This is a genomic window from Thermoanaerobacterium sp. PSU-2 (assembly GCF_002102475.1).
Classification (GTDB): Bacteria; Bacillota; Thermoanaerobacteria; order Thermoanaerobacterales; family Thermoanaerobacteraceae; genus Thermoanaerobacterium.
The window spans coordinates 11348-25335 of record NZ_MSQD01000006.1 but is presented as its reverse complement, the minus strand read 5'-3'; the positions used below and the strand labels follow the sequence as shown (position 1 = coordinate 25335).

Genomic DNA, 13988 nt, shown 5'->3' with positions numbered 1-13988 from the left:
GGGATTATTATGGATATACGTTATAATATTGATAAAGTAAAAGAAAATGTCAAGAAGCATGCATTAAAAGTTAATAGAAATCCTGACGATATATTAATTGTGGCAGTGACTAAAACCGTCGATGTCTCAAGAATAGAAGAAGCAATAAAATACGGTATTACGGATATTGGAGAAAATAAAGTACAAGAGTTAGTGGACAAATATCCGACATTGATGGATAAGGTTCAGTTCCACTTTATAGGTCATCTTCAGACAAATAAGGTAAAATACATAATAGATAAAGTGAAGATGATTCATTCGCTTGACAGTGTGCGCCTTGCAGAAGAAATAGATAAAAGAGCCAAAAAATGCAATAGGATTATGGACTGTTTGATTGAGGTAAATGTAGGTTCAGAAGAATCAAAGTATGGAATTGAACCGTCAAGCTTGTTGGAATTCATAAAGGAGCTTGAAGGCTTTGACAACTTGAAAATAAAAGGTCTGATGACGGTGGCGCCGTATGTAGATGCTGAAGATGTAAGGCCTTATTTTAGAAAAATGAAACAGTTATTTGATAATGTTAAATCTTTAAATCAAAAAAATTTAGACTTTAAGTATTTGTCTATGGGTATGACGAATGACTACACTGTTGCCATTGAAGAAGGTGCCAACATCATACGTATAGGTACAGGAATTTTTGGGAAAAGATTATATGATATGGAGGTAAAATAAATGGCTGTAAAAGTGATTGAAAAGCTTATGAATTTTTTTGGATTTGATGAGCAGGAAGAGGAAGGGAACGCTGAAAAAGTTGAAAATGAATTGCCCTTTAGCCAAAAGCCAAAAATAGTGAATATACATACACAATCGCAGATAAAAGTTATTATTTTGAAGCCAGATAGTTTTGAACAGGCGCAGACAATACTTGAAAACATAAAAAATAAAAAGCCTATAATTATTGATCTTCAAAATATGGAAAGAAATGATGCTCAGAGGCTTATAGACTTTTTAAGTGGTGCTGTTTTTGCGTTAAATGGAGAAATTAAGAAAATTGCTAATAGCATATTTTTAATTGTGCCGGACAATTTTGATATTGCTGGTGATATACAAGATGAAGTCGATTCAATGTTCAATTTAAAGTAATGAGGAGGGTATGATTTGACGACAAACTATGCTTTGATCTTGACATTAAACTACTTTTTTGAGATTGTAAATTGGCTTATTGTAATAAGGGTGGTATTATCTCTTTTGAGAATGGAGAATATGGGAAATCCTATATCGCGATTTGTCATCATCGTGACAGAGCCTATTTTAGATCCTTTTAGAAGGTTGCAATTTAAGTCATCTATTGGAAGAAATATGATGATAGATTTTTCGCCTATCCTTGCTATGTTGGCTATCCAATATGTGATAAGACCAATATTAATAAGCTTAATTTCATTAATATAAAAGGGTGAAGGAATGGAATACAGCATTGCAAGACTTAATGATATGATAAATTGGGTACAGAAAAATAGGCATGATAGATTTACAGATTTTCTAAGCATGAGAGATCAGAAGATACTGCTAAAGTTGATTGACAAATATGACGATATAGATTGTAGATTTGATGGTGGATTTAAAGAGGCTGAGAGAAAAATAGCCTGTATATATCCGTTGTATCTTACGATTTCCGATGGTGAACATTTTGATGTAATAAAGGGGATAAGGATAGATGGTGACTTAACAAAGTTGTCACATAGAGATGTATTAGGTTCACTGTTAGGTCTAGGTATAAAAAGAGAAAAAATTGGTGATATAATTAAAAGACAAGAAATCTGCGATGTAATAGTGCATAGTGACATAGCTGATTATGTTTTGATGAATTTGAAAAAGATAGGTCGAGAGAAGGTTATTGTTAGTTCAATTGACTTAGATGAGGTTATAGAGCCTGTAATAGAGTACGAGGACATTAAAACAACTGTTGCATCTGTAAGGCTTGATAGTATAATCGCGTCGGGATTTAAAATATCCAGGACAAAGGCTTCGGAATTGATAAAAGCTGGACTTACTGAAGTGAATTGGGAGACAAATATATCGCCTTCATTTGAAGTAAAAGAAGGTGACATCATGTCTTTAAGAGGTTATGGAAGGATCAAGCTCCAAGAAATTTTAGGTACATCGAGAAAAGGCAGGGTATATGTTCATATTTTAAAATACAAATAACAATAAGATGACAAGGAGTGGATTGGCATGTTAACACCTATGGACATACACAATAAGGAGTTTAAGCGTTCATTTAGAGGCTACAATGAAAATGAAGTTGATGAGTTTTTAGACAAAGTTATGGAAGACTATGAACTATTGTACAAAGAAAACTCCGATCTAAAGGACAGAGTAAATATATTAAATGATAAGTTGCAGAATTATACTGATATAGAAAAAACGCTAAATAATACGCTGGTGGTCGCTCAAAAGTCGGCTGAAGATTTAAAGTTAAATGCCAAGAAAGAAGCTGATTTAATAATACAGCAAGCACAGCAAGAAGCAGAAAAAATAATGCAGAAAGCCAATCAAGAAGTAGTAAGAATTAGAGCAGAGCTTGAAAATCAAAGGAAAAAATTGAATGTATTTAAGGCTAAATTCAAAACACTCCTTGAAGGAGAGCTTGAAGCTATATTGTCTATAGACGATAGAGAATTTTTTGATGATGAGAACGATGTGAGAAATGATGAGGAATAGACTTGCTGTAATCGGGATCTTAGTCCAAAATAGAGAGTTGGCGTCTGAAAAAGTTAATCACATTTTAAGCGAGTATGCCGATATCATAGTGGGCAGAATGGGCATTCCATATAAGGAAAGGAATGTGTCAATAATATCGTTGATTGTCGACGGTACGACGGATGACATCGGTGCTTTAACTGGCAAGCTTGGCAGCATTGAAGGTGTAAAAGTAAGGTCTGCCATTACAACGTAAGATGTTGACGTCTTTTTTTACATATTGTATAATTATTTAAAATGCGAAAAAAAGCGATGAAGAGGACAATTTATGCAAACAAAACTTTTAAGAGAGTTGGCGGTGGGTGAAAGCCAATAAGTTAGTTTGTCATATATCACCTCGAAGCTGCTGGCTGAAATTTAGTAAGCTAAGCCGGGAAAACCCCGTTATCTCATGAGTGATTAAGGCATTGAGCCTTAATAATTAGGGTGGTACCGCGACTTCTCGTCCCTTTGGATGAGAGGTTTTTATTTTTTCTGCATTACGCAATTTGAAATAGGAGGTATGTTTATGGATTACAACAAAACATTAAATCTGCCAAAGACTGATTTTCCAATGAAGGCGAATTTGCCGATGAGAGAGCCAGAAATATTAAAGAAATGGGAGAACATGGACATATACCACAAATCATTAGATAAAAACAAGGGCAAAGAAAAGTTCATTCTTCATGATGGTCCTCCATACGCAAATGGCAATATACACCTTGGCACTGCCATGAACAAAGTTTTGAAGGACATGGTGGTTAAATATAAGACCATGAGGGGATATGAATCACCATATGTGCCAGGTTGGGATACTCATGGCTTGCCAATAGAACAGCAGGCGATTAAGACATTAGGGATAAAGAGAAATGATGTAGGTCCAGTAGAATTTAGAAAGGTGTGCCGTGATTTTGCTTTTTCGCAAATTGAAAAGCAAAAAGCGCAATTTATTAGATTAGGTGTAAGAGGAGATTGGCAAAATCCATATTTGACGCTGAAACCAGAATACGAGGCAAAGCAGATAGAAGTATTTGGGGAGATGGCAAAGAAGGGATATATATATAAAGGACTTAAGCCTGTATATTGGTGTACAGATTGTGAGACTGCATTGGCAGAAGCAGAAATAGAGTATTCTGATGAAAAATCTGATTCGATCTACGTTAAATTCAGAGTTGTAGATGACCTTGGTAAATTTAAAGGCATTGTTGATGATTTAAGCAATTTGTACTTTGTAATATGGACTACAACGACTTGGACAATTCCTGCTAATCTTGCAATTTGCTTGAACCCAGATTTTGACTATGCTTTAGCAAAGTACGGAAATGAAATTTACATAATGGCAAAAGATATGCTTGACAGCATTGAAAAAGAGACAGGGCTTTCAAACCATGAAATAACTGCTACTTTTAAAGGTTCAGAACTGGAAGGAATGAAGGCTAAGCATCCTCTTTTTGACAGGACATCGCTTATAATATTAGGCGATCATGTAACGCAAGAGGCAGGTACAGGATGTGTGCACACAGCACCTGGACATGGTGAGGAGGACTTTGTAGTTGGTCAAAAATATGGACTTGATGTTTTGAATCCTGTTGATGATAAAGGTCGATTTACTGAAAAAGCAGGAAAATACAATGGACTATTTTACTCTGATGCAAATAAGGTCATAAAAGAGGATCTTGAGAAAGCCAATGCGCTATTGGCTTCAAAGACTTTCACGCACTCGTATCCTCATTGCTGGAGATGCAAAAATCCTGTTATATTCCGCGCCACAGAACAGTGGTTTGCATCTGTAGATGGCTTTAGAAATGAAGCGCTTGATGCGATAAAAGAAGTAAATTGGATTCCTGAGTGGGGCGAAGATAGGATTACAAACATGGTTAGAGATAGGCACGATTGGTGCATATCCAGGCAAAGGATATGGGGTGTTCCAATTCCTATTTTTTACTGCAAACATTGTGGGAAAGAATTGATAAACGATGATACGATAAATGCGGTAAAGAAGTTGTTTGCCGAAAAGGGTTCTGACGCTTGGTATGAACTATCGGCCGAAGAAATACTGCCACAAGGCACAAGGTGTGAATGTGGTTCTACAGAGTTTAGAAAAGAAACGGATATTATGGATGTATGGTTTGATTCTGGTTCTAGTCATGTAGCGGTTTTAGAGACAACTGAGGGACTTAGATGGCCAGCAGACTTGTACTTGGAAGGTTCTGACCAACACAGGGGATGGTTCCAGTCATCGCTTCTTACATCTGTCGCTACAAAAGGTATCGCTCCGTATAAAAATGTATTGACACATGGTTTTGTTGTAGATGGTGAAGGGCGAAAAATGTCTAAATCCCTTGGAAATGGAATCGATCCAGCCGATGTTGTAAAAGAGTATGGTGCTGACATATTGAGGTTGTGGGCTGTTTCTGCAGATTTCACTTCAGACATGAGGATATCAAAAGAAATTTTAAAGCAGATGACTGAGTCATACAGAAAAATCAGAAACACAGCAAAGTTTTTATTAAGCAACCTTTACGATTTTGATGCTGATAAAGATTTGTTGCCATATGATGAATTGTTAGATATAGATAAATGGGCTTTGTACAAATACAATGAGCTTGTGAAGGATGTAACTGAAGCTTTTGACAAATATAAATTTTATGAGTTCTTGCATCTTGTTCATACCTTCTGCATTGTAGATATGAGCAATCTGTACCTTGACATATTGAAAGACAGGCTATATACTTTCCCAGCCACATCAAAAGAAAGGAAAGCAGCTCAAACTACTCTATATATTATATTGAATGGTTTTGTAAGAATCATAGCACCGGTGCTGACATTTACAGCAGACGAAATATGGAGCTATATGCAGCACGATGCAAAAAATGATTTCGAGAGCGTTCAGTTGGCTGATTGGCCAGAGCCTAATGATATCTACGACAATAAGCAGATAATTGAAAGCTGGAATAAACTTTTTGACATAAGAAAAGATGTATCTAAGGCATTGGAGATATCCAGATCAAACAAGGAAATAGGCCATTCTTTGGAAGCTCAAGTCGATATTTATGCGTCGAAAGAGCTGTACGAATTTTTGAAGCAGTTTGAAGAAGATTTTAATACAGTCTTTATAGTATCAAAAACTGTTCTTCACGAAAATGATGAGGTTATACCTGATGATGCGTACAGAAGTGAAGATTATGACATTGCTATAAAAGTAAGTCATGCACCTGGTGAAAAATGCGAAAGATGCTGGATGTACAGTGAAACTGTTGGCGAAGATAAAGAGCACCCAACAATTTGCAGTAGGTGTGCTGCACATATCTAAAGGGAGATTTCTCCCTTTTTTAATTAAAGATGAAAGGAGTATAAGCGTGAAAAAGATAGGCTTTATTGGCGCTATGGAGGAAGAAGTAGAGCTACTTAAGGAAGCTATCGTTAATGAGTTTACGATAAATAGGGCAGATATGGATTTTTTTAGCGGTATACTTAATGGAGTAGACGCAGTTGTTGTAAAATCAGGTATAGGAAAGGTAAATGCAGCGATTGCAACACAGATATTGATATCCGAATTTAAAGTTGATTGCATAATAAACACAGGTGTTGCTGGAGGACTAAAAAAAGGCATAAATGTTGGCGATATAGTCATTTCTTCGGATGCGATAGAACATGATTTTGATACTACAGCATTTGGAGACGAATTAGGAGTAATCCCTCGCATGAAGACAAGCGTATTTAAAGCTGACGAATATCTCATAGATGTGGCGTATAAGGCTGCTAATGATAATATTGATGGGAAAGCGTATATTGGCAGGATCGTTTCAGGTGATAAATTTATCTCATCAAAAGATGAGGCTTTAAAATTGGGGAAGCTTTTTAATGCACTAGCAGTCGAGATGGAAGGAGCAGCAATTGCACATACTTCATATCTTAACAATATACCATTTGTCATAATAAGAAGCATTTCAGATAATGCCGATGGAAATGCGACAAAAGATTTTAGCCAATTTGTCAAAGAAGCAGCAATAGTGTCCAGCAATATAGTTAAAGAGATGATAAATCTAATCAAGGAGAATTAGATATGAGTGTTGTAAATGTAAGCTTGCAAGTATTACCTATAGTTGAAGAAGAAAAAATCTATCCAGTCGTAGACAAAGTTATTGATTACATAAAATCAACAGGTGTTAAGTATTTTGTAAGCCCTATGGAAACGACTATGGAAGGAGACATCGATGTTCTCTTGGATATTGTGAAAAAGGCCCAAAATATATGCGCAGATGAAGGTGCCAAGAGGGTAATTTCGATCGTTAAGATAGACTTTAAACCTGATGGTGTGACGATTGAGGAGAAAATAGGCAAATATAGAGATGGTTGCTGATGTGAGATAATTTATATTTTAGACAAGATTAAAACTATTGACATATATTTTAACACGTTATATAATTAAATCAATCGAAATAAAAAAATCGATGAGCAGGAATAGTAAATATCGCATTAGGTTAAAGCGAGCCTGGGATGGTGGAAGCCAGGTACTGACGGCGTTATTGAATGGGCCTGCGAGATGGCGTGTGAAATGAAAGTAGCATTGCCCGGTAGTCTACCGTTAAAATGACAGGGTATCGAGAAATCTGTACCTGCAATGAGAGGTTTTGTACTTAGGTGGCAAAGCGAAATGAAAGCATTTCGTCCTTAGTGGATGAGATGCTTTTTTTAAACCACACAAGTATAAAACAATTTGGGTGGCACCACGAAGTCACTTCGTCCCATTGGATGAAGTGACTTTTTTGCATATTAAGGAGGTGTATTGGTTGAATATAACTGAAAAAGAATATGAAAGACTTGTAAAGAAGAAAATTGTCTTTCCTGTTTACGAGGAGATAAACGGTGATGAATTGACGCCAATCAATATTTTTTACAATCTAGATGGTGAAAATAAATTCCTTTTGGAAAGTGCTGAAAGTAGTAAAATGTGGGGCAGATATTCGTTTATCGGTTCGAATCCGTATTTGAAGATCAAATGTAATGATGATTTAATCCAGATTGATGGTGATAAAAAGGAAATAAGATACGGCAGAATTCTTGACTATATAAAGGAAAATATGATGTGCGGTTATGATAGTTGTGGACTTGAATTTCCATTTACTGGCGGAGCAATAGGTTATGCTGGATATGACATTATAAGACAGTATGAATATATTCCATCAAAAAATATTGATGAAATAGGAATACCTGACGCGTATTTTATGTTCTACAAGATTATAATCTGCTATGATCACTATAAACATAATGTATCTGTTATTTACAACGTATTTCCTGATGAAAATGAAAAGTATGGCTTTATAAAAGAAAAATTGGAAAGAATAATTTTAAACATAAAGAGCAATGTTAAAATTCACGACATAAAGCCAAAGCAACTCATTTCTGATATTGATTATAATCTTACCAAAGAAGAATTTTGCAATATTGTAATTAAAGCAAAGGAATATATAAAAAATGGTGACATATTTCAAGTAGTACCTTCCCAAAGACTTAAAATCAAAACCGATTCCGCGCCTTTTGATGTGTATAGGAGACTTAGGAATGCAAATCCATCACCATACATGTTTTACATCGATTTTGGCGATTTTCAACTGATAGGTTCGTCGCCAGAAAGCCTCGTATCCGTATTTGGAAGTAAAGTCACTACAAATCCGATTGCAGGAACCAGAAAAAGAGGAAAAAGTGCCGAAGAAGATTTAATATTGAAAAATGAGCTTTTAAACGATGAGAAGGAAAAGGCGGAACATGTAATGTTAGTTGACCTTGGAAGAAATGATATAGGAAAAGTAAGCGAATTTGGCACTGTAAGATTGGATAGATTCATGGAAGTCGATTTTTATTCGCATGTAATGCACATTGTATCAAAAGTTTCAGGCATTTTGAGAAATGGTCTTACAGCGTTTGATGCACTAATTGCATGTCTTCCTGCTGGGACGGTTTCAGGTGCACCGAAAATAAGGGCCATGGAGATAATTGATGAGCTGGAGAATGTGAAAAGATCATTTTACGCTGGAGCAGTCGGCTATTTTTCTTACAATGGAGATATGGATATGTGCATAGCAATAAGAACGCTGCTATTAAAAAGAGGTACGGCATTTATTCAAGCTGGGTGTGGAATTGTATATGATTCTCAGCCAGAAGCTGAATACTATGAAACTTTAAATAAGGCGATGGTCTTAAAGGAGGTGCTTTGATGCTTCTCCTCGTAGATAATTACGATTCATTTACTTATAACCTATATCAATTTATAGGCGAAATTTACAGCGATATATTAGTTGTCCGCAACGATAAAATAGGATTAAATGACATAGCTTTAATGAATCTAAAGGGAATAATTATATCGCCTGGGCCAGGAAGGCCAGAAAATGCAGGGATTTCAGTAGACATAGTCGATGAGTTTGAAGGCAAAATACCTATATTAGGGATTTGCCTTGGACATCAAGCTATTGGATATGCTTATGGCGCAAAAATAATCAGAGCAAACACTATAATGCATGGAAAGACTTCATCTGTCAATCATGTTGGCAAAGGATTGTTTGAAGGCATAAAAAGTCCAATGAAAGCCATGAGATATCATTCGCTTGTAATTGACAAAAGTTCATTGCCAGAATCATTAGAAATAACTGCAGAAACAGATGATGGAACTATTATGGCAATTAAGCATAAGCGCCATCATGTATATGGACTTCAATTTCATCCCGAGTCTATTTTAACAGATGATGGTAAAAATATATTAAAAAATTTTGTGGAGGGGATCTGCAATGTTAAAGGAAGCCATTGAAAAGATCATTAAAGGGGAGAATTTGACCGAGACAGAGGCAAAAAGCGCCATGGATGTAATAATGAAAGGGGAATCAAGCCCGCCATTAATTGGTGGTTATCTTATAGGCCTTAGGATGAAAGGCGAATCAATCGATGAGATAACCGGTTCTGCAAAGTCGATGATAGAAAATGCAAAAAAATTAAAACTCGATTCTCCATATGTCATAGATACCTGTGGAACAGGAGGTGACGGCGGAAAGACATTTAATATTTCTACTGCAGTTGCAATAATTTCTTCGTCTGCCGGAATCAAAATAGCCAAACATGGAAACAAAGCTGTTTCCAGTAAAAGCGGCAGTGCCGATGTATTAAATGAATTAGGTGTAAAAATCGATGCAGAACCAGAGATGACAAAGAAATTCATCGATGAAGTGGGATTTGGATTCCTTTTCGCGCCTTTGTATCATTCAGCCATGAAAAACGTAGCCTCCATAAGAAAAGAACTGGGTTTAAGAACGGTTTTTAATATATTAGGACCATTGACAAATCCGGCTTCTGTTAAAGGCCAAGTTTTAGGCGTTTATGATAAAAACCTGACGCATATATTGGCAGAAGTTTTGCTAAAATTGGGGTGTGAAAGAGCTTTAGTCGTTCACGGAAATGATGGGCTTGACGAAATAACTACTACCACTACTACAGTTGTTTCAGAAGTGAGGGATGGCAAGGTTATTGATTACACAATTGACCCTAATGATTACGGTATTAGACTGTCGAAAGATTCGGATATTGGTGGCGGCGATGCAAAGGAAAATGCAAAAATCATTTTAGATATATTAAATGGTGAAAAAGGCCCTAAGAGAGACATTGTAGTTTTAAATAGCGCTGCAGCTTTGTATGTTGGTAAAGCAGTTGATAGCATTAAGGAAGGTGTCAAGCTTGCGGAACACCTTATTGATTCAGGCAAGGCATTAGGCAAGCTGAATGACATATTAAGTTTTCAGAAGGTGTATTTGCAATGATACTTGATGATATTATCGTTAAGAAGAAAAAACAGGTGGAAATGAAAAAAATCGAAAAACCGCTGGATGATATATTAAAAGAAATTAAAAATGAGAAAAATGTGAGAAATTTTAAAGAAGCGTTGAGGAGTGATGATATATCGATAATAGCTGAGATAAAAAAAGCTTCTCCGTCGAAAGGGATAATTTTAGATGATTTTGACCACACAAAAATTGCTAAGCTATATGAAAATGTTGATGTTGAAGCCATATCTGTTCTTACAGAAAAAAATTATTTTAAAGGAGATGATGCATATATAAACGATGTAAAAAAAATAACATCAAAACCTATTCTCAGAAAAGACTTCATATTTGACGAATACCAAATATACGAAAGCAAATTAATTGGTGCAGATGCTGTCTTGCTTATAGTGGCTGTACTTGGAGATGATTTAAAGAAGTTTTACGATACTGCTAAAAAGATTGGATTAGATGCCATTGTTGAGGTTCATGACGAACGTGAACTTGAAATAGCATTAAATGCAAATGTAGATATTTTAGGTATAAATAACAGGGATTTAAAGGATTTTCGCGTTGATTTAAGGACGACAGAAAGGCTTATTAGATACGTGCCAAGTGGTGTTCTGTTGGTATCTGAAAGTGGCATAAAGACCCCTGATGACGTAAAATTTTTAAAATCATTAGGTGTAAATGCTGTCCTAATTGGTGAAACACTTATGAATATAATCAAAAATGGTGGTAAAATTGATGATTTCGTAATTCAATCAAAGGGTGTTTATAATGACATTGGTGAAAATATGTGGAATAAAGCGGATAGAAGATGTGGAATACCTTAACGATTTAAAGCCTGATTATGCTGGGTTTGTCTTTGCTGAAAGCAAGCGGAAAGTAGATGTAAATACGGCATACAGCCTTATTAAAAATCTCGACAAACAAATAAAAAAAGTCGGTGTTTTTGTAAATGAAGAAGTTTCGGTAGTAAAGGATGTAGCTGTTTACTTAAATTTAGATGTTTTACAATTTCATGGTGATGAGCCACAAGATTATATAGACAATTTTGATGATTATACTGTATGGAAGGCAATTCGGATTATCGAAAAGAGTGATGTTTTTAGATTACGAGACTATCATGTTGATGGTATTCTCCTTGACAGCAAAATAAATGGCTTTTACGGTGGTTCAGGTGTGAAATTTGATTGGAATTTAGTTAAGGATGTAAAAGACAACTTAAAGTGCAAGTTTATTTTAGCAGGTGGTATTAATGCTGATAATGTTTTGAAAGCTATAGAAGCAGCTAGACCAGATGTAATAGATGTATCCAGTGGCGTTGAAGTCGGTGGCTTTAAAAATTATCAATTGATGAAAGATTTAATATGTAAAGTGAGGAGTGTAAAATGGTAGGAAGATTTGGTAAATTTGGCGGTCAGTATGTGCCGGAAACGATTATGAATGCATTGATAGAACTTGAAGGTGAATTTTACAAGGCGATAAACGATGAAAATTTTATTGATGAATACAAATATTATTTAAGAGAATATTCTGGAAGGCCCACACCGTTGTATTTTGCAAGAAACTTAACTGAGAGATTGGGTGGCGCAAAAATATATTTAAAAAGAGAAGATTTAAACCACACTGGTGCTCATAAAATAAACAACGTCATAGGACAAATATTGCTGGCTAAAAGAATGGGAAAAAGGAAAGTAATCGCTGAAACAGGTGCAGGGCAACACGGTGTAGCGACTGCAACAGGTGCTGCGATGTTTGACATGGAATGTGAGATATTTATGGGTGAAGAAGACATAAGAAGACAATCATTGAACGTATTTAGAATGAAGTTGTTGGGCGCAAAAGTTACCCCTGTAAAGACAGGAACTGGCACATTGAAAGATGCTGTTAACGAAGCGATACGCCATTGGGTCACGAATATCGATGATACATTTTACGTGATGGGTTCTGTTGTAGGACCGCATCCATATCCGATGATGGTTAGGGATTTTCAGAGGGTGATCGGTGACGAGACGAAAGAACAAATTTTAAGCAAAGAAAAGAGATTGCCAGATTATATTGTTGCATGTGTGGGCGGTGGCAGCAATTCTATGGGGACATTTTATCCCTTTATAAACGATTTATCAGTTAAACTTGTAGGTGTAGAAGCTGCAGGTTTTGGAATAGATACAGATAAACATGCTGCTACAATGGCAAAAGGAAGTATTGGCGTTCTTCATGGCATGATGACGTATCTGCTTCAAGATGATGAAGGACAGATAATGCCTGTTTACTCAATATCAGCAGGGCTTGATTATCCTGGGGTAGGGCCTGAACACGCCTATTTAAGGGATAGCGGCAGGGCACAATACGTGTATGCCACTGATGAAGAAGCTTTGTCAGCTTTTATGGATTTATCTCAAATTGAAGGAATCATACCTGCATTGGAAAGTGCCCATGCTGTTGCGTATGCAATGAAACTTGCTCCAAGCCTTAGCAAAGATGATATCATAGTTGTAAATTTGTCAGGCAGAGGAGATAAAGACGTAAATACAGTAGCAAATGTTTTGGAGGTTGAGCTATGATGGTGTCAAGTATAGAAGTTAACAATGCAAGAGAAAACAGGATTGATAAAAAATTCAATGAGTTAAAGAAAAAAAGGCGTAAAGCACTGATTACATTTGTAACTGCTGGAGATCCCGATATAGATGTAACTATCAATTTAGTGTATAAAATGGTTGAAGGCGGTGCTGATATTATAGAGATCGGAATTCCTTATTCAGACCCGCTGGCAGATGGACCTATAATACAAGCTTCATCTGCCAGAGCGTTAAAAAAAGGCACTAAAATAGATGATATAATGAATGCTGTTAAAATAATAAGACAAAATACAGATGTACCGCTTATATACCTTGTCTATTACAATTCCATCTATAAATATGGAATGGAGAAATTTTTAAAGAATGCAAAAGATTCAGGCGTAGATGGACTAATCATACCCGATTTGCCACTGGAGGAAAGAAATGACATAAAAGAATTATCTGAAAAAAATGATATTTATTTGATACCGTTAGTTGCACCTACTTCAAATGACAGGATAAAGAAGATTTGCGAAAACGGAAAAGGATTTGTGTATTGCGTTTCTACAAAAGGCGTCACAGGTGTGAGGAATACAATTGAAACTGATATTGAAAAGTACATGGATTTAGTGTCAAAATACACTGATTTGCCAAAGGCGATTGGATTTGGCATATCTGGACCTGATATGGCAAAAAAGTTTGCTCCGTACTGTGATGGAATAATAATTGGCAGTGCAATAGTTAAAATGATAAATGATTCAAGGAATAATGATGAAATATTTGACAGTGTAACAAATTTCATATCATCAATCAAGGAGGTAATTTAAAAGGAGGCTATTTGCCTCTTTTTAAATTTAATCATTGATTATTATTTTAAAATTGAAATAATTAAGATAAGAAG

General features: G+C 35.7%; 16 protein-coding genes and 2 other annotated features. All 16 genes read left to right on the top strand.

The window, feature by feature from the left end:
* Window positions 1–9 precede the first annotated feature (9 nt).
* The 16 genes from BVF91_RS06110 (at window position 10) to trpA (ending at window position 13914) form a co-directional block, all read left to right on the top strand.
* Window positions 10–711, top strand: coding sequence for a YggS family pyridoxal phosphate-dependent enzyme (locus BVF91_RS06110; RefSeq protein ID WP_085112583.1), 702 nt, complete (start codon window positions 10–12; stop codon window positions 709–711).
* A complete protein-coding gene (locus BVF91_RS06105) occupies window positions 712–1122 on the top strand; it encodes a cell division protein SepF (protein WP_085112582.1) in 411 nt (136 codons plus the stop codon).
* 15 nt (window positions 1123–1137) lie between these two features.
* On the top strand, window positions 1138–1428 hold the full coding sequence (locus tag BVF91_RS06100; RefSeq protein ID WP_085112581.1) for a YggT family protein: 291 nt from the start codon (window positions 1138–1140) through the stop codon (window positions 1426–1428).
* A 12-nt stretch (window positions 1429–1440) separates the two neighbouring features.
* Window positions 1441–2184, top strand: coding sequence for a YlmH family RNA-binding protein (locus BVF91_RS06095; protein ID WP_085112580.1), 744 nt, complete (start codon window positions 1441–1443; stop codon window positions 2182–2184).
* Window positions 2185–2211: 27 nt separating this feature from the next.
* The gene (locus tag BVF91_RS06090; protein ID WP_014758873.1) at window positions 2212–2700 is read left to right on the top strand and encodes a DivIVA domain-containing protein; all 489 of its coding nucleotides are present in this window, start codon (window positions 2212–2214) and stop codon (window positions 2698–2700) included.
* Window positions 2690–2935 carry a TM1266 family iron-only hydrogenase system putative regulator gene (locus tag BVF91_RS06085; protein WP_013788247.1) on the top strand — a complete coding sequence of 82 codons (246 nt, stop codon included), beginning with the start codon at window positions 2690–2692 and terminating at the stop codon, window positions 2933–2935. Before BVF91_RS06090 ends, BVF91_RS06085 begins: the two co-directional genes overlap by 11 nt.
* A gap of 47 nt (window positions 2936–2982) precedes the next feature.
* Window positions 2983–3192: a binding site (T-box leader), on the top strand.
* Between the two features lie 55 nt (window positions 3193–3247).
* Window positions 3248–6031 carry an isoleucine--tRNA ligase gene (ileS, locus tag BVF91_RS06080; protein WP_085112579.1) on the top strand — a complete coding sequence of 928 codons (2784 nt, stop codon included), beginning with the start codon at window positions 3248–3250 and terminating at the stop codon, window positions 6029–6031.
* Window positions 6032–6077: 46 nt separating this feature from the next.
* Entirely contained in the window at window positions 6078–6782 is a 705-nt protein-coding gene (locus BVF91_RS06075) for a 5'-methylthioadenosine/adenosylhomocysteine nucleosidase (protein ID WP_085112578.1), read from the top strand.
* 2 nt (window positions 6783–6784) lie between these two features.
* A complete protein-coding gene (locus BVF91_RS06070) occupies window positions 6785–7081 on the top strand; it encodes a thiamine-binding protein (RefSeq protein WP_085112577.1) in 297 nt (98 codons plus the stop codon).
* Window positions 7082–7163: 82 nt separating this feature from the next.
* Window positions 7164–7472, top strand: a binding site (T-box leader).
* 39 nt (window positions 7473–7511) lie between these two features.
* Window positions 7512–8936 carry an anthranilate synthase component I gene (gene trpE, locus BVF91_RS06065; RefSeq protein WP_085112576.1) on the top strand — a complete coding sequence of 475 codons (1425 nt, stop codon included), beginning with the start codon at window positions 7512–7514 and terminating at the stop codon, window positions 8934–8936.
* A complete protein-coding gene (locus BVF91_RS06060; protein ID WP_085112575.1) occupies window positions 8936–9523 on the top strand; it encodes an anthranilate synthase component II in 588 nt (195 codons plus the stop codon). The genes trpE and BVF91_RS06060 overlap by 1 nt, the downstream gene beginning before the upstream one ends.
* The gene (gene trpD, locus BVF91_RS06055) at window positions 9504–10523 is read left to right on the top strand and encodes an anthranilate phosphoribosyltransferase (RefSeq protein WP_085112574.1); all 1020 of its coding nucleotides are present in this window, start codon (window positions 9504–9506) and stop codon (window positions 10521–10523) included. The genes BVF91_RS06060 and trpD overlap by 20 nt, the downstream gene beginning before the upstream one ends.
* On the top strand, window positions 10520–11359 hold the full coding sequence (gene trpC / locus BVF91_RS06050; protein ID WP_085112573.1) for an indole-3-glycerol phosphate synthase TrpC: 840 nt from the start codon (window positions 10520–10522) through the stop codon (window positions 11357–11359). Before trpD ends, trpC begins: the two co-directional genes overlap by 4 nt.
* Complete coding sequence (locus tag BVF91_RS06045) at window positions 11304–11924, top strand: phosphoribosylanthranilate isomerase (protein WP_085112572.1); 621 nt, start codon at window positions 11304–11306, stop codon at window positions 11922–11924. Before trpC ends, BVF91_RS06045 begins: the two co-directional genes overlap by 56 nt.
* A complete protein-coding gene (trpB, locus tag BVF91_RS06040) occupies window positions 11918–13093 on the top strand; it encodes a tryptophan synthase subunit beta (RefSeq protein ID WP_085112571.1) in 1176 nt (391 codons plus the stop codon). The genes BVF91_RS06045 and trpB overlap by 7 nt, the downstream gene beginning before the upstream one ends.
* Window positions 13093–13914: a tryptophan synthase subunit alpha gene (trpA, locus tag BVF91_RS06035; protein ID WP_143588978.1), complete on the top strand. Its 822-nt coding sequence runs from the start codon at window positions 13093–13095 to the stop codon at window positions 13912–13914. Before trpB ends, trpA begins: the two co-directional genes overlap by 1 nt.
* Window positions 13915–13988 lie beyond the last annotated feature (74 nt).